This is a genomic window from Xanthomonas sp. NCPPB 3218, from assembly GCF_056725185.1.
The window spans coordinates 528,281-552,682 of record NZ_CM161516.1 but is presented as its reverse complement, the minus strand read 5'-3'; the positions used below and the strand labels follow the sequence as shown (position 1 = coordinate 552,682).

The window sequence follows — 24,402 nt, the reverse complement described above, 5'->3', positions numbered from 1 at the left end:
CGCACACCATCGCGGGACACGCCGCGAGTACGTCCTTGTAGGCTCTTACGCGGCGTCCATGCCGCGCAAGGTCCGGCGAAGGTGGGCGGACAAGGACCAGTCGAGATGGTCGGTGTGCACGGTCAAGAGCGGTGCGGGATGTGCACCGCTGGAGCACGATGGGTGGGTTCAATGGCTCAGTGGTCGATGCATGTCGAGCAAGCAGCTTTCATTCGACCACCGACCAACTTTCTGGTGCGGTGCCCTCGCCGGTTGCGGGACCCTCGGCGGCATGGATGCCGCCGAGGAGCCTCCACGGATGGATTCACGGCGTGTCCCGCGAGCGGTGAGGGCACCGCGCACTCGATGCACCAGGCTTTGACTTAAGCATCTGATCGCCCCTAAGAATCCATGGGTCGAAGTCTTGGTTGCGGTGCCGCGATGGACTTGGACGATATGGAGAGATGCGCTGCCGAGCGGCGGCGCTGCGCTCTGGTTGCGGCGCCCTGCCCGCCCATCGATGCATTGCCCAGCGGCAACCCCGCATGACGTCCCACCGACCATTGCAGCGCAAATGCCTGGATAATCGGCCCATGTCATTTGCCCATCTCTCGCTGTCGCCACAGCTGCAGCCATTCTTCGACACTGCACTGGCACGCGCCGGTCACCACACACCCACGCCAATCCAGCAGCAGGCCATTGCGCCGATGCTGCAGGGGCGCGATCTGATCGCGATGGCGCAGACCGGCTCGGGCAAGACGCTGGCCTATGCGCTGCCGCTGCTGCAGCAACGTTGCCTGGCGCCCGACACCGCGCCGCGCGTGCTCGGTGCGCTGGTGCTGGTGCCCACGCGCGAACTCGCTGCGCAGGTGGAAGACACCTTGCGCCAACTGGCCGCGCATCTGCCGCGGCGGCTCAAGATCGTGGCGGCCACCGGCGGCAGTTCGATCAATCCGCAGCTGCTCGCCCTGCGCGGTGGTGCCGATATCGTGGTCGCCACGCCCGGGCGGCTGCTGGATCTGGTCGACCACAACGCGCTGCGCCTGAGCGAAGTCGCCACACTCGTGCTGGATGAAGCCGACCGTCTGCTGGAGCTGGGCTTCGGTGCCGAGCTTGATCGCATTCTGGCCTTGCTGCCGACGCAGCGCCAGAGCGTGCTGTTTTCGGCCACGTTTCCGCCCGGCATCGCCTCGCTGGCCAAGCGTCGCCTGCGCGACCCGCTACGCATCACCGTTGCCGCCACCCCGGAGGCTGCGCCTGCGATCGAACAACGCGCGATCGCCGTCGATGCCGGCCAGCGCACGCAACTGCTGCGCCACCTGCTGCAGGAGCATGGTTGGTCGCATGTGCTGGTGTTCGTCGCCAGCCGGCACACCGCCGAAAAAGTCGCTGAAAAACTCGGCAAGACCGGCATCAACGCGCAGCCGCTGCACGGCGAGTTGAGTCAGGGCCGGCGCGAACGCACCCTGTCTGCCTTCAAACAGCGCGAGCTGCAGGTGCTGGTGGCCACCGATCTGGCCGGGCGCGGTATCGATATCGATGCGCTGCCGGCCGTGATCAATTACGACCTGCCGCGTTCGACGGTGGATTACACCCACCGCATCGGCCGCACCGCACGCGCCGGCGCCAGCGGCCTTGCGATCAGCTTCGTCACGGCAGAGAGCCAGCCGCAATGGCGTTTAATCGAAAAACGCCAGGGCCTGCGCGTACCGACCAGCCTGGTCGCCGGGTTCGAGCCGAGCCCGGCGACCGCGGCGCCTGCAACACAGATGCCGAATCCCGGCACGCGCGCTGCGGACGACAACGGCGGCATCAAGGGCAGGCGACCGAACAAGAAGGACAAGCAACGCGCGGCAGCGGCGACGCAGGCAGGCAAGCCCGACTGAAGGCGCTGCGTGACACCTGGCGCGCTGTCGTCACGCCAAGGCGGACGCCATGCGAAGACTCAGTCCTGCTCGAAATCCAGCTCGCCGCCCGGGGCGCTGTCGCCATCGGCACGCGGAGTCCGCTTGCCGGGCTTGCGCAGGATTTCCACGAAGAACTGCCCGCCACCTTCGCTGGTGAGCGCATTGATCGAGCGGATCAGCTCGGCCGGCGGCAGCGGCGCAGCACTGGCCTCGTCCACCCCGAAGCGCATGTCGAAGTCCCAATAATCCGCTCCTTCCGGCAAGTCCTTGCGACGCTCGCGGCGGATGTACTTGCGGATATCGTGCTTGCTGGATTCCAGCAGACGATCGCGGTTCTTGCCTTCGAGGTTGAGCTGGTAGGTCTTGCGCATGGCGACATCGGTTGGGAGCTGGCCGCCTATTGTGAGGCCACACGGCCGTTCTGGGTGAATGGCCGGGGATTCGGTGGCCGGCGGCATGGGCGCAAGCGTTTGCCTGCCTCGGCGTGGAGAAGGCCACGCGCGCCCTGCGCCAGCATGGATACACGCCGCCGCTACGACGCGACGGGCGGCCCGTCGATGCAGGCTGGCACAGGCCGGCAGGCCGCCGCCTCATGCACGACGATGGCGTGTCGCACACCTCGGCCTGCCACCTGGCTGACGATGTCGATGTGAAAGGCGTGCCCAACGTGGCTGCAGCGGTGCTGCCGCAGATGATCAAGCAACAGTCCGGCCACGTCTTCAATACTTCCTCGATCGTCGGGCGCAAGGTGTTTGGCCAGGGATTTGCGGTGTCCTCGGCAAGCAAGTTTGCAGTGACCGCGTTCACCGAAGGCCTGCGGATGGAAGTCGGCAAGAAGCACAACATCCGCGTCACCAGCATTCAACCGGGCATCGTCGCAACCGAGCTTCCGGCACAGACCACCGGCGCGGAATATCAGGCCATGATGCCCGGTTATGCCGGCACGGTTCGCATGCTGGACCCGATGGATAGTGCCGACACCATCCTGTTCGCGGCGCAGGCACCGTCCAACGTCAACATCGCCGAAGTCTTCGTGCTTCCGACCGACCAAGTCTGAGTCTGCGCCTCACCAGGCAAACCGCAGGGCACGGACGCGCTGTCGTCTGTGCCCTGCGCAGCGCCACGGTTCCCGCACGCCGGCCTGCCGGCCGGCTGCCAGTTCCTCGCAGGCCGCGGCGGCGGCCCACGCGGGTGAACGACCGCGCGCCGCCGCCTTCGATAATGGCGGCCTGGCCGCCACGGCCGAGCGGCATCACACGTGCTGCGTCGCTGCCCGGGTGCTACCGGAATCGGGCCGGATCTTGAACCAGATCGAATACATCGCCGGCAGGAACACCAGCGTCAGGATCGTGCCGGCCAGGGTGCCGCCGATCAGCGTATAGGCCAGCGTGCCCCAGAACACCGAATGCGTGAGCGGGATGAACGCCAGGATCGCCGCAAGCGCGGTCAGGATCACAGGCCGCGCACGCTGCACGGTGGCTTCCACCAGCGCATGGAACGGGTCCAGCCCTTCGGCCTCGTTGTGATGGATCTGCCCGATCAGGATCAGCGTGTTGCGCATCAAAATGCCCGACAACGCGATCAGGCCCACCAGCGCATTGATGCCGAACGGTTGCTGGAACAGGATCAGGGTCGGCACCACGCCGATCAGGCCGAGCGGGCTGGTCAGAAACACCATCACCATCGCCGAGATCGAACGCACCTGCAGGATGATGATCAGCAAGGTGGCCGCCAGCATGATCGGGAACAGCGGCAGCATCGCGGTGGTTGCCTTGCCGGATTCCTCGATCGAACCGGCCTCCTTGATCTGGTAACCGCTGGGCAATGTGTCGATGATCGGCTGCAGCTGCCTGGTGATCGCCGCCGAGACATCCGGCGGCTGCAGTTGGTCGTCGACATCGCCGCCCACGGTGATCGTCGGCACCCGATCGCGGCGGCGCATGATCGGCTCTTCCATCCTTACATCCACCTTGCCCACCTGCGACAGCGGCACGCGCTGGCCGTTGGCACCGGCCAGGGTGAAGTCTGCGATGCGTGCCGGATCGAAGCGCGTATCGCCTGCCGAACGCGCCATCACCTGCACGCTGCGGATATCCTCGCGCACCAACGTGACCGGCACGCCGCTGAGCAGGAACTGCAGTTGCTGCGCCACCGCGGTCGAGGTCAGCCCCACCGCCTGCAGGCGGTCCTGGTCCAGGGTGAAATGCAACGTGGGCGTGCGCGTGCCCCAGTCGGTGTTGACGGTGCGCAGCATCGGGCTGTCCTGCATGACCTGCCTGACCTGCGCGGCAATGCCACGCACCACCTGCGGGTCCGCCCCGCTGACCCGGTAGGCCACCGGGAACTGCGAGTACGGGCCGAAGGTGAGTTGGGTCACGCGTACGCGCGCTTCGGAGGCCAAGCCTTCGGCAACCGCCTTGCGCATGCGCAGCTTCAATGCATCGCGCTCGTGCTGGTTGTCGGTACGCACCACGATCTTGGCGAACGACGGATCCGGTAACTCCGGACCCATCGCCAGGAAGAAACGCGGCGCGCCCTGGCCGATGTAAGCAGTGACGATTTTGGCTTCGCTCTGCCCGGCCAGCCAGGCTTCCAGCTTGGCCGTGGCCGCGCTGGTCTGGGTGATCGAGCTGCCGTACGGCAGTTGCACTTCGACCAGCACTTCAGGGCGATCGGAGATCGGGAAGAACTGCTTCTTGACGATGCCCATGCCCAGGATCGCAAGCACGAACAGGCCCACCACCGAGCCGGCCACCAACCACTTGCGCGCGATGACACGTGCCAGCGCATTGCGGAAGCGGTTGTAGCGCGGCGTGTCGTACAGCGCGTCGTGGCCGCCTTCGATCTTCTTCAGATCCGGCAGCATCTTGACGCCCAGGTAGGGCGTAAACACCACCGCCACCACCCACGAGACGATCAGCGCGATCCCCACGATCCAGAACATGTTGCTGGTGTATTCGCCGGCAGTGGAAGCGGCAAACCCATTCGGCATGAAGCCAACCGCGGTCACCAGCGTGCCGGACAGCATCGGCGCGGCGGTATGGCTCCACGCATAGGCCGATGCGGCGACGCGGCTGTAGCCTTCCTCCATCTTCACCACCATCATCTCGATCGCGATGATGGCGTCGTCCACCAGCAATCCCAGCGCCAGGATCAACGAGCCCAACGTGATGCGGTCGAAGTTCTTGCCGGTGGCCAGCATCACCACGAACACCGCCGCCAGCGTCAGCGGCACCGCGGCCGCCACCACGATACCCACGCGCCAGCCCATGCTGACGAAGCACACCAGCATCACCACCAGCAGTGCGACGAAGAACTTGGTCATGAACTCGCCCACCGACGCGTCGATGTTGACCGCCTGGTCGGTGACCTTGCTCAGGGTCATGCCCAGCGGCAGCTCGGCATTGATTGCGCCCACTTCGCTGTCCAGCGACTTGCCCAGATCCAGCCCGTTCCAGCCATCGCGCATGATGATGCCCAGCAGCAACGCCGGCTCGCCGCCACTGCGGATCATGAAGGTGGACGGATCTTCGTAGCCGCGTTTGACCGTGGCGATATCCGACAGTTTCAGGGTGCGGCCCTGCACCACCAGCGGGGTGTCGCGGATCTTCTGCAGGCTGTCGAGCGCGCCGTCCAGGCGAATGAACACCTGCGGCCCGCGCGTCTCCACCGAACCTGCCGCATTCAAGGCGTTCTGCGCATTGAGCGCCGCAAACACCTCCTGCGGACCGACGCCCAGCGTGGCCAGGCGCTCGTGCGAGAACTCGACAAAGATGCGCTCGGGCTGTTCTCCGATGATGTTGACCTTCTTGACGCCCGGCACGTGCAACAGGCGCTGGCGCAGGCTTTCCGCATCGCGCGCAAGCAAACGTTGCGGCTCGCCCTTGGCCTTGAGCGCGAACAGCGCGAAGGTGACGTCGGCATATTCGTCGTTGACCATCGGCCCGATCACACCGGCCGGCAGGTTGCCGACTTCGTCGCCCACCTTCTTGCGCGCCTGATAGAACTGCTCCTGCACCTGGCTGGGTGGTGTGCTGTCCAGCAAGGTCAAGGTCGTGAACGCCAGGCCGGGGCGCGTATAGGTTTCGCTGCGGTCGTACCAGCGCAGTTCCTGCAGGCGCTTTTCGAGTTTCTCGGCGACCTGGTCCTGCATTTCCTGCGGCGTGGCGCCCGGCCAGGCGGTCACGATGGTCATGACCTTGACGGTGAAGGCCGGGTCTTCGGCACGGCCAAGCTTGAGGAAGGCGACCAGGCCGGCCAGCGAAATCAGGACGATCAGGAACAGCGTGATTGAGCGCTCGCGCACCGCCAGCGCGGAAAGATTGAACCCACCTTCGCTCACGGCTGCGCTCCTGCCGCGGCTGCGGCCTTGGCGCCGGTCGTGGCGCCGGCGGCAGGCGCAATCGTGTTGACCACCCGCACCTGCTCGCCGTCGCGCAACAGGTGCGCACCCAGTGCCACGATGCGCTCACCGCGCGCCAGCTTGCCGGCAACCGTGGCATGGTCGTCGTCCAAACCCAGCACCGTCACCGGCCGCCAGCGCACCTTGGCCGGATTGCCGGCAATCACCCACACGCCCGGCCCCTTGCCGGCATCGAACAGCGCGGCCAGCGGCACCTGCAGCCCGGCCTGCGGGCCGGCGGCCGTGCCATCGGCGATGCGCAGGCTGACGGTGGTGCCCAGCGGCGCATCGCCCAGTGCGCCATCGAGCACGTAACGTGCCTCGAAGGTGCGGGTCAGCCGGTCGGCGCTTTCGGACAGCTGGCGCAAGGTCGCCGGCACGGTGACAGCGGCATTGCCGAACAAGGTGGCCTGCGCTACCGAGCCGACCTGCGGGCGCAGGGTTTCCGGCAACTGGATCACCGCCTCGCGGCGGCCGGCATGCGCCAGCCGCACCACCGGCTGCCCGGCCGCGACGACCTGGCCCGGTTCGACCAGCGTCTCCATCACCACACCATCGGCGTCGGCCAGCAGGTCGGTGTAGCGGTTGGCGTTGCGCGCCACTTCGGCCTGCGCCTGGGCGGCGCTCAGCTGCGCCCTGGCGGCGTCGGCGGCGGCCTTGATCTGGTCGTAGGCCGAGGCGGAGATGGCGCCGGTGCCGCGCAGATCGCGGTAGCGCGCTTCATCCTCACCCGCCTGCTGGGCGCGCGCCTGCGCGGCCGCCACCGCGTCCTGCTGCGCCCGCGCAGCGAGCTTGAGGTCGACCGGGTCGATCCGCAGCAGCGGCTGGCCACGTTTCACGCGCTGGCCGGCATCGACCAGACGCTCCTGCACCTTGCCGGCGACCCGGAACCCCAGGTCGCTCTGCACCCGGGCCGCGACCGTGCCGGAGAAGCTGCGCGCCGCGGCACCGGCGTCTTCGACGATGGCCACACGCACCAGCGGGGCCTCGGTACGCGGGTCGGAAGGGGGCGCCTTGCCGCAGGCGATCAATGCCAGCGGCAGCACACAGAAAGCGGCAGAGGTAACGAGGCGCCGAAGCATGGCAAATCCAGGAGCGAGCTGATGAAGGCTCGCATCCTGAGACTTGTGACTAAATCAGTCAATAGTCACAAACGAATTTAGGGCGACAGGCTACGCAACACCAGGCTAGACAACAGCACCGGCACCTCGTCGGCCTGCTCCAGGCTATGCTGCAGCAGCAGCGGGTTCATGTAGGGGCGCAGCACCATGTAAATCGCCTGCGTGGCCTCGTCCAATGGCGTCTTGCGCTCGAAATCGCCACTTTGCCGGCCTTGCTGCAGCACATCCTGCAGCAGTGTCTGGATGCGCACTTCATAGGCGCGGACCGATTGCCAGCGCTCGGTGGCCGCCGAGGTGGCGATCTCGTACAGCTTGCGGTCCTGGAAGAACAGCCGGAGGCTCGCCTCGATCATCACCTTGAAAAGCCTGCGTAATTTCTCCGGCGGCTGCTCCGCCTCGTCGACCGCGGCACGCACCTCGGTCTCGATCTCGCGCAGGCAGTTGCTGCAGATCATCTCGCCGATGGCCTGCTTGGATTCGAAGAACTTGTAGATATAGGCCTTGGAGAACCCGATCGCCTTGGCCAGGTCCGAGACGGCGGTCTTCTCGTAGCCGTAGCGGCTGAAATGCTCGGTGGCCGCAATCACGATCTGATCGCGCACGTCATGGTCGGCCGGGCCGCGGCCCGAAACCGGATAGCTGGATGTCTTGCTCATGCCGCCAGCTTAGCGCCCCGGCGCCCCACATACAAAAGTGACCATTTCGTATTATAGTCACAGCTCATTCCTGCCTGCCCGGTCTGCCATGTCCCCGTTCCGTCCTGTTGCCGTGCTTGTCGTTGCCAGCCTTGCCACGGGCTGCGCAGTCGGTCCGACCTACACCCGCCCCGCAGCGCCCCTGCCAGACCGTTACGCGGGCCAGGCGGCGGTCGAAGTGCGCCCGGCAGCGCGACCGGCCGAGCTTTCGACCTGGTGGACCGGCTTCGACGACGCGGACCTGAGCCGCTACGTCACCCAGGCGCTGGCGCAGAACCTGGACCTGGCCCAGGCCACCGCGCGCGTCACCCAGGCCCGCGCCGGCCTGACCGCCGCCACTGCCGCGCTGCTGCCTTCGGGCAACATCAGCGGCAACGCGACCCGCGCCTACCAGTCATTGGAAACGCCGCTCGGCCAGGTGCTCAACAGCACGCCCAACTTCGACCGCTACGCCAGCACCTACGAAGCCAACCTGGGCGCGAGCTGGGAGCTGGATCTGTTCGGCGGCCTGCGTCGCGGACGTCAGGCCGCACTGGCCGACTACCAGGCAAGCGAAGCCGGCGCCGCCGCCACCCGCCTGGTGGTGGCGGCGCAGACCGCCGATATCTACATCAGCATCCGCGGCCTGCAGGCACGGCTGGAGGTGGCGCAGCGCCAGGTCGCCACCCAGCAGGGCCTGCTGTCGATGGTGACGCTGCTGCACGGCAAGGGGCTCGCGCCGGAGTTGCAACTGCACCAGGCGCAAGGCGCGCTGGCACAGGCGCAGGCCTCGGTGCCCGGCATCGAAAGCGGCCTGGTCGCGGCGATGAACGCCCTGGACGTGATGCTGGGTGTGCCGCCTGGCACGCACCGCGCGGAACTGGCCGCCACCAAACCGATTCCGCTTGCGCCGCGGATCGCCGAGACGGGCACGCCCGGCGACCTGCTGCGGCGCCGCCCCGATCTGATCGCGGCCGAGCGCAGGCTGGCAGCGTCGAACGCGCGCATCGGCGTGGCGATGGCCGAGTACTACCCCAAATTCTCGCTTAGTGGACTGCTCGGCAGCGCCACCGCGATCTCCGGCGCCAACCTGTTCACCGGCGATGCCAGCCAGTCCGCCGGCGTGCTGGGCCTGCGCTGGCGGCTGTTCGACTTCGGCCGCATCAATGCGCAGATCGCCCAGGCCAAGGGCCAGGAAGCCGAGCAGCTGGCGGCGTATCGCCTGGCGGTCCTGCGCGCCACCGAGGACGTCGAAAATGCATTCACCGCACTGGTCAAACGCGAACAACAAGCCAGCGTGCTCGCGCAAGGCGTGGACGCACTGGGCAAGGCGCGCACCGCGTCCGCACTGGCCTACGAAAAGGGCGTGGTCAGCCTGATCGAAGTATTGAATGCCGACGAGCAACTGCTGCGCGCATCCGATGCGCAGGTGCAGGCACGCACGGATGCCGCGCGCAGTGCGGTGGCCACCTTCAGGGCGCTGGGTGGCGGCTGGCAATCCAGCACCGCCGACGCAGTTGCGCTGCAGCAGTCGTCACCGCGCTGACGCAAGCACTGACAGGATCGCGACCGGGCAATCACCCGCTGCGGCGATTGCATCGCGTCGGTGGGCGCTCATTGCCCACCGAGGTCTAGACCGACCCTATGCATCTGGCCAATGACAACTCCATGTGCCTTGCACGATGTTGATGCGGATGACAACTGCACATCGCCTTGCATGCCGCGAACGTACGCACCTGGCCAGACCGCATCGATGTTGATGCTGTCGCGTCATTGACGCGATGCCAGCCGCGGGTGAGCGACGCAACGAAACAGTCTGCACGCGCTGCGCTGTGGCATCTCGCAACGCAGCGGCGCTTCAATGCGCGTGGAAGCGGATGCCTTGGTCGATCGCGCACTGATACGCCAGCAACGGCCCGCGTTGCTGCAGGCTTGGCAGGTCGTACATGTAGGTGGTGAGCCGCACGCGATTGTCCGCGCCCACCTGATAGCGCTGGAACTGCTGGAATGGCTTGCCGTCGCTGCTGGCAGCAATGAACTGGGTATCGGAAAACGCCAACGTGCCATCGGCGGTCAACCGGTACGCACCGATGCGCACACCGCCGCGGCTCTGGCTGGATGCGGTGCCCGCCTCCGCCGTGCAGCGCGACAGATCCACCGACACCGCCACCGCGCGTCCCGCCTCCAGCGCAGCGATCAAGCTGGCCTGGCTACGTAACGATTCAGTGGCAAACGCGGGCACCGCCGCGATGCACAGCGCGGCGGCAACGAGTGAAAAACCTGGATATGACGGCATGCGGGTCTCCTCGAGAGTGAGTGGCGGTCAAGTGCATTGCAGGATGCGCGGGTGCTGGCGCGGTCACGACTGCTGCAGGCTGCAGTGCGCGCGGTGGCGCTGCTGCAGACCGCAGTCGTCACGGGGCTACGCGCTCAATCGGCGTGGAAACGGATGCCTTGATTGATCGTGCATTGATACGCCAGCACCGGCCCGCGTTGCTGCAGACCCGGCAGGTCGTACATGTAGGTGGTGAAACGCACGCTGCCATCCGGGCGCAGCTGATAGCGCATGAACTGCTGGATCGGCTTGCCGTCGTTGGCCACGGTGAAGTGCGAACCAGAGAACGCGGCAGTGCCGTCCTCGGTGATGCGGTACGCATCGATATGGCGGCCGCCACGGGTCTGGGTGACCGGCGTGCCTTGTTCGGGTGTGCAGCGGCCAAGATCGGTGGTCAGGCTGACGTCGTAACCGGATTCCAGGGCTGCGAGCACTTCCGCACGGGTATTGAGCGATTCGCTCGCCCAGGCGGGCAGCGTGCAGGCGCACAGCGTGGCGAGCAGGGCAGCGGGAGCAAGACGGGGCATGGCGAACTCCAGGACTAGGGAAAGAAGCGACCTGGACTGTAATCAGCCCAGGGCCGTCAACATGACCCAGTTCTGTCTGCAACGGCGCACTGCGCTACGCATCACGCGGCATGATTGCGCTGTTTGGCGAAGTCCGCGCGAGATTGCGCCGTGAGGGCTATGCCTGCGCGCGCAGAGGCTGTTTGTTGCGTGATCGGGCGCTTCTATCGCCAGAAAAAAAGCCGAAGGAATGTCGGCAGACGGCAGACGACAGACGGGCATTACGCAGGCATCTGATGCACGCATAAAAAAATGCTGCAACCGGCACGCGTCGACCGGAAGCAACTTTTTCAAAAAGGCATCACCCAACCCCGCGGGGCTGCGCACCTACCCTCATCCGGCGCTGGCGCGCCACCTTCTCCCGATGGGAGAAGGGTTCAAGATGCGGGGTGATGAGGCACTCTCTCGATGAGAGAAGGCTCAAACTCGCACTCGTCACAGCTTCAACTTGATACAACCATCAGGAAGCTGCAACGCAAATCCACCCAGCTACAAACGCGCATTGACCTCGCGCGGCACCTGTTCCGGCTCCGGCTGTAACGCCGGCATCGCGCCCAGCAACAGACGGTCTGCCAGGGCACGTGTGGCCACACGCAACTCCGGCACGGCGGTGATTTCCCAATAGCGCCCGCGTAGCAGCGGGCCCACGCAATACAGCCCTGGCACGATCTGCCCGGCACCATCGCGCACGCGCAGTTGCGCATCGGTGTCTACGCCCAGACCCAGCGGGTCGGCACGCAACAGGCCCGCCTCGCGCATGCCGGCGATCAACGGGTCGCTGGTGCGGTCGATGTCGGTGTCCAACCCGGTGGCGCGGATCACCGCATCGTAATGATCGGTCTGCGCGTCGGCCGATCCACGCGGGCGAATCACCGCTTCCACGCCATCGGGCACCCAACGCGCGCGCAGCAGGCGCGCTGCGACGATCTGCAGTTGCCCCGATTGCTGCAATTGCGCCAGCTGTTCCGCTGCGCCCGGCGCAACGCGGTGCCGCGCCACCTCCCAATACGGGCGCAGATGGCGCAGGAAACGCGCACGCTGCGGCAACTCCAGCCGCTGCCACAGCGGTTGCAGATGCGGGCGCAAGGCATCCACCACGCGTCGCCAGTCGTCGACCACCGCACTGAGCTGACGCACACCGCGCAGCAGGCCACGCAGGTCGGCATCCTTGAGTGCGCGCTGCAGATGCGGCGGCAATTCCAGCGCCGCACCCGGCTGGCGCAGATGCGCCTGCGGCGCAAGGCCGCGTCGCGAGATCGCCAGCAGGCGGCCACGATGCCCGCGCGTGTGCAGGGTCAATGCCACATCCACCATGGTCAGCCCGGTGCCGACGATCAGCACATCGTCGTCCGGCGACAGGCGCGCCAGGGCATCGCCCTGCCACGGCCAGCCGATATAGCGCGGATGCACGCTCAGGCGCGGGCCGATCCCGGCCAACGCCTGCGGCTGCAGTGCGCCCACCGCCAGCACCACCCGATCGCTGTGGAAGGCATCGCCATTGGCCAGGAACACGCGAAAGCCCGTGCGTGCACGCTCCACCGCCACCGCTTCCTGCGACAGCCGCACGATCGACGCCTGCGCGCCACTGACCGCGGTATCCAGCTCGCTGCGCAGATAATCGCCATAGGCAAGGCGCGGCAGGAATTCCAGTCGCCCGCTGTCGCCCAGATGCAGGGTATCGGCGAAGGCGCCTGGCGCCTGCGCATCGATGCCCAGGTCCTTGGCGCGCACGTTGAGCAGGTGCTCCGGCCGGGCGGCACCATAGGCGATGCCGCTGCCGAAGGTCTCGGTCACGCCGACCAGGGTGATACGCACCTGCGCATCGGCCGTCTGCGCCAGTGCACGGACCAGCGCGGTGCCGCAGAAGCCGGCACCGATGACGGTGATATGGGTTTCCATGTGCAACTCCCACTGAATGACCCGCACGTTGTGCCCGCAGCGCGGCGCAAACGTGTAAACAAATGGTTAGCGGCGAGAAACCGAAAACGCATGAGCTGATCATGCTTGGTGATGAGGCTTGCGTTGCAAGCGGCGTGCGCACGGCATTGCACAAAGATGACAGCGCGCGCGACCGCAGCCAGGTGCCGGTGCATGGCCCCCAACCTGGCTCGCAGCGCAGCGCTGCGCAACGCGATTTAGGGTGGCTGACAACACGTAGCGAACAATCGCTCGGGGCGTGTGGACGGCGCTCAAAACCTGAGTGTACGAGTGGCACATGGCAATTCCGAGCACCGGCCGCGCGCGCCTGGGGATGAGCGCAGTAGATCGCCAGCCCGCTACGCGCGGTGGCCGGCGCGTCGTTGGCAGAAGCGGTGGAAGTAGTGAAACGGACAGCAGACATTGCGATGCTGCGTTCAACACCGCAACGGTACCGAGCACCGCGTCATGACCGGGCTGCTCGATAATGTCGGTTTCCGATTGAGTGTCCGCCATGTCCATTTCCGCAGCACCCACGCAAATCTCGCCGCGCAATCAACGCGTGCTGATCGCAGGCGGCAGCCGTGGCATCGGCCTGGCGATTGCCGACGCGTTCGTGCGCAACGGCGCGCAGGTCTCGCTATGCGCACGTAATGCCGATGGCCTGGCACAGGCCGCCCTCGCGTTGGCGCCTCATGGAGCCCCGGTACACACCTTCGCCTGCGACCTGTCGGACGCTGCGCAAATCGAGGCTTATGTGCAGGCCGCAGCGCAGGCACTGAATGGTTTGGACGTGGTGATCAACAACGCCTCCGGTTATGGACACGGCAATGACGATGCGAGCTGGCAGGCCGGCCTGGACGTGGATCTGATGGCTGCAGTGCGCTGCAATCGCGCCGCGCTGCCGCACCTGCGCAACAGCGACGCGGCAGTGATCCTCAATATCAGCTCGATCAATGCGCAACGCCCCACGCCGCGTGCGATCGCCTATTCCACCGCCAAGGCGGCGCTCAATTACTACACCAGCACGCTGGCCGCCGAACTCGCCCGCGAGCGCATCCGCGTCAACGCGATCGCACCGGGCTCGATCGAATTTCCGGATGGGCTATGGGCGCGTCGTCGCAACGAAGAACCGGAACTGTATGCCCGCATCCGCGACAGCATTCCATTCGGCGGGTTCGGGCAGGTGCAACACATCGCCGATGCGGCGTTGTTTCTCGCATCGCCGCAAGCACGCTGGATCACCGGGCAAGTGCTGGCGGTGGATGGCGGGCAGTCGTTGGGGGTGTGAGCGGGGATTTGTGCTGGCGAAGATGCCGATCCGCTGCGCGTGACTCTGTAGGAGCGTGCCTGCGCGCGATGAAGCTTTATCGGTAATGCCTCGTCGCGCGCAGGCACGCTCCTACGACAGCGGGTACCCGTTCCTCTATCTGTAACGCCCTCGCGACGACGGGCGGGTGCTGATGGAGGGTGGGCAGTTCTTGGGGGGTGAGCGGTATTTTTATGCTGGCGGAGATGGCTATCGGCTGCACGCGAACCCGTAGGAGAGTGCCTGCGCGCGACGAAGCTCTATCGGTAACGCCCCGTCGCGCGCAGGCACGCTCCTACGAACAGCAGACAAGCAGTTCCTCCATCTGCGACACCCTCGCGACGACGGGCGGGTGCTGATGGATGGTGGGCAGTCGTTGGGGGTGTGAGCGGGGATTTGTGCTGGCGAAGATGCCGATCCGCTGCGCGTGAACCTGTAGGAGCGTGCCTGCGCGCGATGAAGCTCTATCGGTAACGCCCCGTCGCGCGCAGGCACGCTCCTACGAACAACAGACAAGCAGTTTCTCCCTCTGCAATGCCCTCGCGACGACGGGCAGGTGCTGATGAAGGGTGGGCAGTCGTTGGGAGTGTGAGCACGTTATTTGTGCTGGCGGAGATGGCGATCCGCTGCGCGTGAACCTGTAGGAGCGTGCCTGCGCGCGATGAAGCTACTGGTAATGCCCCGTCGCGCGCAGGCACGCTCCTACGATACGGCGGCGTCTCACCTCTATCCGGCTGCCTCGCGACGAGGCGATGAGGCGGCGTTAGCCAGCCAACTCCGCCGCCTCGACGCTGTGCTCGCCACGCGCCGGTGCCAGCGCGGCGCTCACCATGGCGGCGGCGATGCGTTCGGCCGGGTTGATGCGGAAGCGGCGTGGTAGCAGTGGGCCGAGCGCGCCCAGCACGAGGCTGCCGATGTGTTCGCCGGTGCGCCGCTGCTCGCGTTCGCCGCCGATCAGGCCCGGGCGCACGAAGGTGAGCGAGGGGAAGCCGACCGCGCGCAGGTCGCGTTCCAGTTCGCCCTTGACGCGGTTGTAGAAGATGCGCGAGTGCGCGTCGGCACCGGCCGCCGAATTCAGCACGAACACCGAGGTGCCCTGCGCGCAGGCGGCGCGTGCCAGCGCCATCGGGTAGTCGTGATCGATGCGGTAGAACGCCTCGCGCGAGCCGGCCTGTTTCATCGTGCTGCCCAGGGCGCAGATGGCCGCTTCCATGCGCGGCGCGGTCCAGTGGTCCAGGCGCTCGAAATCGATCACCTGGTTGCGCAGCTTGGGATGGATCTGCGACAGCGGCCGGCGCGTGATCGCCACCACGCCGGTACAGCGCGCGTCGGCCAGCAGCTGTTGCAAAACATGTCCGCCGACCAGACCGGTGGCCCCTGCCAGCAGCACGTCCATCAGACCGCCCCTGCCATCAGCGTGCGCCCTCGGAGACGATGCGTGCGCTGCTGGCGATGCGATCGCGCTCCACTGCCAGCAAGGTCAACGAGTGCGCCGGCGCCTTCCATTCGCTGCCGCCGGCCACCACGCGGCCGCCATGGCGTGCGGTGTCGACCAGCACGCGCCAATGTTCGTCGTGCATCGCCGGCAGCGTGAACGACACGCTGGTGGAGGCCGCATTGATCAGCATTAGCAAGGTCACGTTGGAGGCGATCTCGCGCAAGCCGGTGGTCGGCGAGCGGCCATCCAGGCGCAGCATCAGCGCGCGCGCTTCCGGGTCGTGCCAGCCGGCTTCGTCCATCTCGTGGCCGTCCGGTGCCAGCCAGGTGAGATCCTTCAGGCCCAGCGCTTCGTCGAACTTGCCATCGAAGAAGCGGGCGCGATGCAGCAGCGGGTAACGCTGGCGGATGCGGATCAACCGCCGCACGAACGCAGCCTGATCGGCGGCGGCGGCCTTGGTTGCGGCAGTCCAGTCGATCCAGGTCAGTTCGTTGTCCTGGCAATACGCGTTGTTGTTGCCGTTCTGGCTGTGGCCGAACTCGTCACCGGCCAGCAGCATCGGCGTGCCCTGCGACAGCAACAACGTGGCCAGCAGGTTGCGCATCTGTTGGCGGCGCAGCTGCTTGATGCCCGGGTCGTTGGTGTCGCCTTCGACGCCGTAATTGGCCGAGATATTGTGGTCGCTGCCGTCCCTGCCCTCTTCCCCGTTGGCGAAGTTGTGCTTGCCTTCGTAGCTGACCAGATCGCGCAGGGTGAAGCCGTCATGCGCGGTGACGAAGTTGACCGACGCAGTGGGGCGGCGGCCGCTATGGTTGAACAGGTCGGCCGAGCCGGTCAGGCGCGTGGCAAGTTCGGCCAGCTGACCACCGTCGCCACGCCAGAACGCGCGCACGTTGTCGCGGAACTTGTCGTTCCATTCCACCCAGCCCGGCGGAAAGTTGCCGACCTGGTAACCGCCCGGGCCGATATCCCACGGCTCGGCGATCAGCTTGGTCTGGCTCAGTACCGGATCCTGGCGCACCGCATCGAGAAAGCTGCCCGACGGATCGAAGCCATAGCGCTCGCGGCCGAGGATGCTGGCCAAGTCGAAGCGGAAGCCGTCGACATGCATTTCCTGCACCCAGTAGCGCAGCGAGTCCATCACCATGCGCAACGCGCCGACGTTGGTCAGGTCGAAGGTGTTACCGGTGCCGGTGTCGTTGATGTAGAAGCGGCGATCGTCGGCCAGGCGGTAGTAGCTGGCGTTGTCGATGCCCTTGAACGACAGCGTCGGCCCCAGCTCGTTGCCTTCGGCAGTGTGGTTGTAGACCACGTCCAGCAGCACTTCCAGCCCCGCATGATGCAGGCGCGCCACCATCTGCTTGAACTCGGCCACGGTGCGCGTGGACATGTAGCGCGCCTGCGGCGCGAAGAAGCCCAGCGTGTTGTAGCCCCAGTAATTGCGCAGGCCTTTTTCCAGCAGGTATTGGTCGTCGACGAAGGCGTGAACCGGGAGCAGCTCCACCGCGGTGACGCCGAGCGAGCTGATATGGTCGATCAGCTCGTCGGTCTTCAGGGCCGAGAAGGTGCCGCGATTTTCCGGCGGCACTGCCGGATGCAGCATGCTCAGCCCGCGCACGTGCGCTTCGTAGATCACCGTGCGGTTCCACGGCGTTTGCGGCGGGCGATCCTGGCCCCAGGTGAAGGCCGGGTCGATCACCGCGGATTTGGGCATGAACGCGGCACTGTCGCGACGGTCGAAACTCAGATCCTTGTCGCGGTGGCCGATGGTGTAGCCGAACAGATGCGGCGCCCATTTGAGCTCGCCGACGATCTGCTTGGCATACGGGTCCAGCAGCAGCTTGTTGTGGTTGAAGCGGTGCCCGGCCTCGGGCGCATAAGGTCCATGCACGCGGTAGCCGTACAGCTGGCCGGGGCGTGCGTCGGGCAGATAGCCGTGCCAGACCTCGTCGGTGTATTCGGGCAGCGCCAGGCGCTCCTGCTCGCGGCCACGCTCGTCGAACAGGCACAGTTCCACCCGGGTGGCGTTGCGCGAGTACAGCGCGAAGTTGACCCCAAGGCCATCCCAGGTGGCGCCGAGCGGATTGGGACGGCCTTCGCGAATGCGCGAGCGCTGAGTGAACTTGCGGGTGGCCATCGGTAACTCCTGAGAACGGTGAACTCAAAACGCTGAGCGAATGCGGGTGCCTGTGTGCCTGGGCACGCTCACCCTGGCACGGCACAGCCTGCAGGGTGAACCATGCAAGGTGACGGATGCACCGTTACTGGCGTGCAGTCACCGGCGGGCCAGCCTGTTCGGCGGCGCGCTCTTCGGCATCCACCAGCCGCTCGGCCATGGCCCAATGCCGATCTGCGTGGCCGTCCGGGCGGCCTTCGGCCTCCCAGATCTCCTGTGCCAACTGGCGAAGCCGCGCTTGCCGTTCCGTGTCGTTCATTGCTTACGTTCTCTTAGAGGGTCAACAACACTGCCACTGGCGCACGTGCAAACAGCGTGGATATCGCCACGCGGCCGCCTTGCGGCTGCAGCGTGCTGCCATCGAGCACATTACGATACGTGGCGTGCGGCAATGCCAACGACGCCTGACCCCAGTTGGCCGGCGGCACCAGCAGCGGCAGGTCGCCATCGCCCTGGTTGCCGGCACCCAGCCGCGTCACTGCCACCACCAGCGACTGGCCGCGGTACTGGCGGCGGAACGCCAGCACCTGCGCATCGCCGCTGACCGCCACGGTCAAGGGCTGATAATCGCCCTTCGCAAACAGCGACGGATGATCGGCACGCAGCTGCAACAGCAGTGCGGTGAGACGTGCCTTGACCGCGCCATCGCGCCAGCTGCGCAGCAGCGTGTTCCAGTCGCGCGCCTGCGCCAGCCACTGCTGGCGCTGCGCGTAGTCGACCGGGCGGCGGTTGTCCGGGTCCACCAGCGACAGATCCCAGCCTTCGGTGCCCTGGTACAGGTCGGGCACGCCCGGCACGGTCAGGCGCAGCGTGGTCTGCACCAGCGCATTGCGCGCGCCAGCCGCGGCGATGTGGTTGCTGGCGCGCAGCAGCGCCCGCCGCAGCGGCAACCCGGCGCGGCTGCACAGCACCTGCTCCACGGTGGCCTGCACGGCCTGTTCGTAGGCCGGAGAGCCATCGGTCCAGCTGGTGTGCAGCTTGGCTTCGCGCACCGCCTTGAGCAGCCACTGCGCAATGCGCTCGGCGTATTCGGCCAGCGGCTCGGTCTGGTCGGCGCCCAGGCCGATCGGCCAGGCGGCCACCAGGGTCTGCCAGAGCATCTGCTGGTCGCCACCGGCCAAGGCCGGGGAGTCCAGCGTCTCGGTCAAGGCATCGAACTGGCTGCTCTGCTCGATCCACCAGCGCGGTTGCTCGGAGAGCACCGCCAGCCGCATGCGCAGGTCTTCGCCGCGCTTGTGGTCGTGCGTGGCGGTGGCCAGCAACGCACGCGGGAAGTGCTTGGCGCGTTCGAGATTCTGCGCGTGGAACTCGGCCGCGTCGTTGGCGAAGTGGGTCGGATGGCTGCCGACCTCGTTGCGCGACAGCAGCACGCCATGTCGATAGAACGCGGTGTCTTCCACCGACTTGGCATTGAGCGGTGCGGACAACTGCTCCACGCGACGACGCAGGATGCGCCGCAAGGCAACCTGCGCGCGATCGGCGCCGGCATCGTCGAGCAGCCAGCGCTCGATCGCGTCGACGGCCGCAACGATCGACTCCGGCATGCCCTCGCGCGCACGCGCGGCGGTGGCGCGCAGGCGCTCGGCTTCGCTGCCGGTCACGCCCTTGGCACCGGCGTAGGTGCGGTAAACCGGAAACCAGCGCAGCAACACGCACAGGCCGCGCGCCAGCATCTGCGGGCTGAACTCGCGCGTGGGCGGGTCCAGTCGCGCCAGTGCCGACAACGCACCCACGGCGCGATTGAATTCGGTCTGCAGCGGGCCGCGCAGGATCTCGTCGCGTGCGCTGCGCTCTTCCTGTGCGAAATCGCCACTGCGCCCGCTCACCTTTTGCCAGGCACGCGCCAATGGCTTGAAGCCGGCCGGGTCATGCAGCACGCCGCCGACCTGGTCCATGAAGTCGTAGCCGGTGGTGCCATCGCAGGGCCAGTCGGCCGGCAAGGCTTCGCCGGGCGCCAGGATCTTTTCCAGATACAACCCCAGCGTGCCGGGCTTGAGGCCACGCGTGCGGCCGGCCGCATCCAGCCGGCTGCGCAGCTTGCGCACATAGCCGGTGGGGTCGGTGAGCCCGTCCACATGGTCGATGCGCAAGCCATCCAGGTGACCTTCGGCCACCAGCCGCAGCGGCAGCGCATGCACCGCGTCGAACACCGCCGGCAGCTCCACGCGCAATGCCACCAACGAGGTGATATCGAAGAAACGACGGTAGTTGAGCATGTCGTTGCCCACGCGCCACCAGTTCAGGCGGTACGGCTGGCGCTCGATCAGCTTGTGCAGACGGCCATCGCCACGCTTGGCGCCGTCGTTGTAGTCGCGCAGCCATTGCGCGCGGGCGGTCTTTTCCGGCACCTCCAGCGTCTGCGGACGGATCGGGTAACGCTGGTCGTAATGCGCCAGTGCCGCGCTGCCGTCGTCCTCCACCACCAGCGTGATCAGGCCTTCGGCCAGTGCGGTGGCATACGGGCGGTCCAGCACCGCCAGCCACAACTTGCCGTCGCGCCCGGGGGCGCGCCAGTCGATGTCGAACCAGTCGGCATGCTTGGCGCTGCGGCCATTGCGCAGCACATCCCACCACCATGCGTTGTCCGCATGCGTGGCCATGTGGTTGGGCACGATGTCGGCGATCAGGCCCATGCCATGCTCGCGCGCGGCCTGCGACAGGGCGATGAGCGCCTCTTCGCCGCCGAGTTCGGGATTGACCACGGTCGGGTCGATATTGTCGTAGCCGTGCGTCGAGCCCGGCACCGCAGTGCCGATCGGCGACAGGTACAGATGGCTGATGCCGAGGCCGGCGTAATACGGCACCTGCGCGAGCGCATCGTGCAGGGTGAAGCCGACATGCAGCTGCAGGCGGGCGGTGGCGCGAAGTTCGATCATGGATGCGGTTCCGAAACGGCCGCGACGCGACGCGCCTCGGCAAAGCCCTGCAGCGCCGTACTCAGGCGCGCATGCGGCAAGGGATCGGGCAGGCGTCGACGCCAGTTGGGATGGACCTCGACGGTGCCCGGCAGATTGGGTTGTTCTTCCAGCGCCAGCGCGTCTTCCACCGGCAGCAAGGCCAGGGGCGAGACGCTGGTGGCGGTGAAGCGCAGCGCGCCCAGCAGCGGGTCGTCCGCCGCGGTCAGGCCGGCGTGTTCGACCGCCGCATCCAGGCGTGCCAGATCCTTGCTGCGCGCGGTGGCGTCATCGCTGGCCTGCGCGGGCTGGATCAGCTCCAGCTTGCGTCGCCAGTCGATATCGCGGCCTTCGCGCCAGCCGGTCAGGGTGGGCAGATCGTGCGTGGTGGTGGTGGCCACCGCATCCGGCCGCCACAGCGCCGGCGAGACGAAGGCGCCATCGTCGTCGCGGGTGAACATCAGCACATCGATGCCCATGACCCCGCGCCGCGACAGTTCCTCGCGGATGCCCGGTGGCACCACGCCGAGGTCCTCGCCAATCACGATCGCCCGGTGCCGCCACGATTCCAGCGCGAGCAGGTTGAGCAGATCGTGCAGCGGATAGGCCAGATACGCGCCTTCGTTGGAGCTGGCACCTTCCGGCACCACCCACAGCCGCAACAACCCCAGAATATGGTCGATGCGGATGCCGCCGCGGTCGCGCAGCACTGCGCGCAGCAACGCGATATACGGTGCATAGCCGCTACGCCGCAATGCGGTGGGCGAATACGCACCGATGCCCCAGTGCTGGCCGTCGGCATTGAAGGCATCCGGCGGCGCGCCCAGCACCAGGCCGCGCAGCACGGTGTCGGCGGCCGCCGCGGCTTCGGCGCCATTGGGATCGAAGCCCACGGCCAGATCGGCGATCAAACCGATCTTCATGCCGCGCTCGTGCGCCTCGCGTTGCGCATCGGACCAGCTGCGTGCCGCCAGCCATTGCGTGAACACGTGCAACTGCGGATCGCCGTCGCCGAAATCCTGCGCGGCAAACCGTGCAAAGCCCTCCAGCGCCTCACCGCCCTCGCTGCGGAAGGCAGCCAGATCGGGATGATCGGCGGGCACGCGGGTGTAGAGATGGCGCAGCAGCTGCCACTTGGCCTGCGCCGAGGCCGGCCAGTCGATCAGGGCGCTGTGGTGCAGCGTATCGAAGCGCTCGCGCAGGCCGGGCACCTCGTTGATCGCCTCCAGTGCGAGCTCGCCCAAAATGCGCACCGGTGCGGCATGCAGGGGATCGAGAAAACGCCGGTCGCTGGGCGAATACGGGCTGTAGCCGCCGGTGACCGGGCGCGCGGCATGCACCGGGCTCAGGGCCAGGGCATCGGCGCCGGCCAGTGCGGCATGCCGCACCCATTCCACCGTGCCCGATGCGTCGCCGATGCCGGCGTCGTCGATGCTGCGTGCCGAATACACCTGCAGCGCCATGCCCCAGGCACGCGGTGCCGGCAGGCCACAGGCATCGGCCACGCTGAAGCAGCGTTGCGGGGCGACCGCAACCTGCTGGGTCAGGCTGCCGATCTGCAGCGTCCAGTAGCCGAAACGCTGCGGCGCACGCACCTGCCCCTGCGCATCGGCATGCGCCGGCTCGCTGGCGCCGCTGTCGTCCAGCCAGCGGCCGCTGGCATTGGCGGCGACCGACACCGGCAGCAGCCCGGCCACCTGCACGGTCAGCAGCGGCGCCGGCTCGGTGGCGTGCGCCTTGCAGCGACGCAGGCTGTCTGCGCGCTGCGCAGCGGTGCCGGCAGGCAGTTCCAGCGCGGTGAGCACCGCATGCAGCGATTGGTCGGACACCTGCCGCGGCTGGTCGCTGGCATCCACCCAGTCCACCATCACCCCGGCCGCGCCGGCCAGCGCATGTAGATCGCTCCTGCTCAGATCACGGGTACTCATGCGCGCGCCTCGTGCCAGGCGATGAAGCCATCGACCGGCAACTGCTGCGCGTCGGCGGCGACGTTTTCGACATGCGCCACGCGGCCGCGCAGCGGCGGCATCGGCACCGCCGAGGCACCGACGTTGAAGGCGATATGCCACAGCCCGTCGGGCAGTTCCCAGCTGGCGGTCACTGCGCCATCGGCCAGCACGCTGGCGCCCACCGCGCGCGCCTGTGCAAGCCCCGGTACCAGCCACTGGCGACGCACGCCCAGCAGCGCCTTGAACCAGGCTGTCCACTGCACGCCTTCGCCCTGCGCGGCGTCTTCGATCGGCGAACGCGAGGCGGCGAAGGTGTCGTGGCTGTTTGGATCGGGAATGGTGGCGCGCTGCGCTTCGTCGGCGAATGCGGCGAAGTGCGCAAACTCGCGACGGCGCCCTTCGCGCACTGCATCGTCCAGCGGCGGGCCGAAGTCGGTGAAGAACAGGAACGGCTGCGTGGCGCCCCACGGCTCGCCCATGAAGAACAACGGAATCATCGGCGTCAGCGTGGTCAGCGCCAGCGCAGCACGCAGGCGTTGCGGCGACACCAGCACGCTCAGCCGCTCGCCGCGCGCACGGTTGCCGATCTGGTCGTGGTTCTGCGCAAAGACCACGAACTTGTGCGGCGGCAGCGCCCCACTGGGCTCGCCACGCACATGCCCGCGCGGGTCCGGCTCGCCCTGGTAGGCGAAACCTTCGCCCAGCACGCGCGCCAGGTGTTCGGTGGGCTTGTCGGCGAATGCGGCGTAATAGCCTTCCTCTTCGCCGGTCAGCAGCACATGCAGGGCGTTGTGGAAATCGTCGTCCCACTGCGCGGTGTAGCCGCGTTGCAGCTGCGACGCCTGGTTGGCCTCGTTTTCCAGCACCAGATGCACATGGCGGCCGGACGGCAGGCTGGCCTGCACGGTCTGCCGCAAGGTATCCAGGAAGGCGTTCGGGGTGATCGCATGCACCGCATCCAGGCGCAGGCCGTCGAAGCCGTATTCGTGCAGCCACATCAGCGCATTGTCGAGAAAGTAACGCTGCACCTGCGGCTTGCGGAAATCGATCGCCGCGCCCCACGGGGTGGGCTTGTCCTCGTTGAAGAACGGGGCGGCATAGCTGTGCAGGTAATTGCCGTCCGGGCCGAAGTGGTTATAGACCACGTCCAGCAACACCATCAGGCCGTGTCCGTGCGCGGCGTCGATCAGCGCCTTCAATTGGTCCGGCGTGCCATAGGCTTCCACCGGCGCGTACGGCAGCACGCCGTCGTAGCCCCAGTTGTGCGCGCCCGGAAATGCGCTCAGCGGCATCAGCTCGATCGCGGTGATGCCCATCGCCGCCAGCTGCGGCAGTTGCGCCTGCACCCCGGCATAGCCGCCACAGGTGCCGACATGCAGTTCGTAGATCACCGCCTCGTCCCACGGCCGTCCCTGCCACTGGGTGTTCTGCCAGGCGTAGCCATCGCTGCGCTGCACGGCGCTGGGGCCGTGCACGCCCTCGGGCTGCCAGCGCGAGGCCGGATCCGGCACCGGTTCGCCGCCATCGACGCTGTAGCGATAGCGCGCATCCGCCGCGCATTCGATCACCGCGCTGAAGAAGCCATCCTGCGCGGCCTGCAACGCGACGCGCGCGCCGTCGTCGAAGACCACTTCCACGCTTTTGGCGTCCGGTGCCCAGAGCGCGAAGCGCACCTGTCCCTCACCCGCTGGCCATGCACCCCATGCCGGCGTGGTGTCGTTGCGCTCGTTCATTC

General features: G+C 67.0%; 17 protein-coding genes and 1 other RNA gene. 4 read left to right on the top strand and 14 right to left on the bottom strand.

From position 1 onward, the window contains the following. Window positions 1-572: 572 nt before the first annotated feature. A complete protein-coding gene (locus AC1PLS_RS02400; protein WP_481104170.1) occupies window positions 573-1,865 on the top strand; it encodes a DEAD/DEAH box helicase in 1,293 nt (430 codons plus the stop codon). A 59-nt stretch (window positions 1,866-1,924) separates the two neighbouring features. On the opposite strand, the gene AC1PLS_RS02395 is transcribed toward AC1PLS_RS02400, so the two are convergent. Next, window positions 1,925-2,257, bottom strand: coding sequence for a DUF6172 family protein (locus AC1PLS_RS02395; RefSeq protein WP_104593792.1), 333 nt, complete (start codon window positions 2,255-2,257; stop codon window positions 1,925-1,927). A 221-nt stretch (window positions 2,258-2,478) separates the two neighbouring features. On the opposite strand from AC1PLS_RS02395, the gene AC1PLS_RS02390 reads away from it, so the two are divergent. After that, complete coding sequence (locus tag AC1PLS_RS02390) at window positions 2,479-2,943, top strand: SDR family oxidoreductase (protein ID WP_238601135.1); 465 nt, start codon at window positions 2,479-2,481, stop codon at window positions 2,941-2,943. 195 nt (window positions 2,944-3,138) lie between these two features. Here the strand turns inward: AC1PLS_RS02390 and AC1PLS_RS02385 are convergent, their stop codons facing one another. The 3 genes from AC1PLS_RS02385 to AC1PLS_RS02375 form a co-directional block, all read right to left on the bottom strand. After that, window positions 3,139-6,228 (bottom strand): efflux RND transporter permease subunit, encoded by a 3,090-nt coding sequence (locus tag AC1PLS_RS02385; protein ID WP_481104169.1) that lies wholly within the window; start codon window positions 6,226-6,228, stop codon window positions 3,139-3,141. Then, window positions 6,225-7,370: an efflux RND transporter periplasmic adaptor subunit gene (locus AC1PLS_RS02380; RefSeq protein ID WP_104576152.1), complete on the bottom strand. Its 1,146-nt coding sequence runs from the start codon at window positions 7,368-7,370 to the stop codon at window positions 6,225-6,227. The genes AC1PLS_RS02385 and AC1PLS_RS02380 overlap by 4 nt, the downstream gene beginning before the upstream one ends. Before the next feature lie 77 nt (window positions 7,371-7,447). Further along, entirely contained in the window at window positions 7,448-8,065 is a 618-nt protein-coding gene (locus AC1PLS_RS02375; protein WP_039517156.1) for a TetR/AcrR family transcriptional regulator, read from the bottom strand. A gap of 88 nt (window positions 8,066-8,153) precedes the next feature. Between AC1PLS_RS02375 and AC1PLS_RS02370 the strand changes: the two genes are divergently transcribed. Beyond that, window positions 8,154-9,629 carry an efflux transporter outer membrane subunit gene (locus AC1PLS_RS02370; RefSeq protein WP_184432342.1) on the top strand — a complete coding sequence of 492 codons (1,476 nt, stop codon included), beginning with the start codon at window positions 8,154-8,156 and terminating at the stop codon, window positions 9,627-9,629. Between the two features lie 312 nt (window positions 9,630-9,941). On the opposite strand, the gene AC1PLS_RS02365 is transcribed toward AC1PLS_RS02370, so the two are convergent. The 4 genes from AC1PLS_RS02365 to AC1PLS_RS02350 all read right to left on the bottom strand — a co-directional run bounded on the left by AC1PLS_RS02365 (window position 9,942) and on the right by AC1PLS_RS02350 (window position 13,201). Next, complete coding sequence (locus tag AC1PLS_RS02365; RefSeq protein ID WP_184432344.1) at window positions 9,942-10,379, bottom strand: VirK family protein; 438 nt, start codon at window positions 10,377-10,379, stop codon at window positions 9,942-9,944. Window positions 10,380-10,513: 134 nt separating this feature from the next. Next, window positions 10,514-10,945, bottom strand: coding sequence for a VirK family protein (locus AC1PLS_RS02360; protein ID WP_167708303.1), 432 nt, complete (start codon window positions 10,943-10,945; stop codon window positions 10,514-10,516). Between the two features lie 528 nt (window positions 10,946-11,473). Beyond that, window positions 11,474-12,883 carry an FAD/NAD(P)-binding protein gene (locus tag AC1PLS_RS02355; RefSeq protein WP_184381053.1) on the bottom strand — a complete coding sequence of 470 codons (1,410 nt, stop codon included), beginning with the start codon at window positions 12,881-12,883 and terminating at the stop codon, window positions 11,474-11,476. A gap of 243 nt (window positions 12,884-13,126) precedes the next feature. Beyond that, a non-coding RNA gene (locus tag AC1PLS_RS02350) (sX9 sRNA) lies at window positions 13,127-13,201 on the bottom strand. A gap of 214 nt (window positions 13,202-13,415) precedes the next feature. Here AC1PLS_RS02350 and AC1PLS_RS02345 point away from each other — a divergent pair. Beyond that, on the top strand, window positions 13,416-14,192 hold the full coding sequence (locus AC1PLS_RS02345; protein WP_184432346.1) for an SDR family NAD(P)-dependent oxidoreductase: 777 nt from the start codon (window positions 13,416-13,418) through the stop codon (window positions 14,190-14,192). A gap of 781 nt (window positions 14,193-14,973) precedes the next feature. Here the strand turns inward: AC1PLS_RS02345 and AC1PLS_RS02340 are convergent. The 6 genes from AC1PLS_RS02340 to treZ form a co-directional block, all read right to left on the bottom strand. Continuing rightward, the gene (locus AC1PLS_RS02340; protein ID WP_054592631.1) at window positions 14,974-15,606 is read right to left on the bottom strand and encodes an NAD(P)H-binding protein; all 633 of its coding nucleotides are present in this window, start codon (window positions 15,604-15,606) and stop codon (window positions 14,974-14,976) included. Window positions 15,607-15,622: 16 nt separating this feature from the next. Beyond that, entirely contained in the window at window positions 15,623-17,785 is a 2,163-nt protein-coding gene (glgX, locus tag AC1PLS_RS02335; RefSeq protein WP_184432348.1) for a glycogen debranching protein GlgX, read from the bottom strand. A gap of 124 nt (window positions 17,786-17,909) precedes the next feature. After that, window positions 17,910-18,083, bottom strand: coding sequence for a DUF2934 domain-containing protein (locus AC1PLS_RS02330; protein ID WP_005993048.1), 174 nt, complete (start codon window positions 18,081-18,083; stop codon window positions 17,910-17,912). A 13-nt stretch (window positions 18,084-18,096) separates the two neighbouring features. Continuing rightward, on the bottom strand, window positions 18,097-20,700 hold the full coding sequence (gene treY / locus AC1PLS_RS02325; protein ID WP_184432350.1) for a malto-oligosyltrehalose synthase: 2,604 nt from the start codon (window positions 20,698-20,700) through the stop codon (window positions 18,097-18,099). After that, window positions 20,697-22,646 (bottom strand): 4-alpha-glucanotransferase, encoded by a 1,950-nt coding sequence (gene malQ / locus AC1PLS_RS02320; RefSeq protein WP_065033036.1) that lies wholly within the window; start codon window positions 22,644-22,646, stop codon window positions 20,697-20,699. Before malQ ends, treY begins: the two co-directional genes overlap by 4 nt. Continuing rightward, window positions 22,643-24,400, bottom strand: a complete 1,758-nt coding sequence (gene treZ / locus AC1PLS_RS02315; protein WP_184432351.1) for a malto-oligosyltrehalose trehalohydrolase — start codon at window positions 24,398-24,400, stop codon at window positions 22,643-22,645. The genes malQ and treZ overlap by 4 nt, the downstream gene beginning before the upstream one ends. Window positions 24,401-24,402 lie beyond the last annotated feature (2 nt).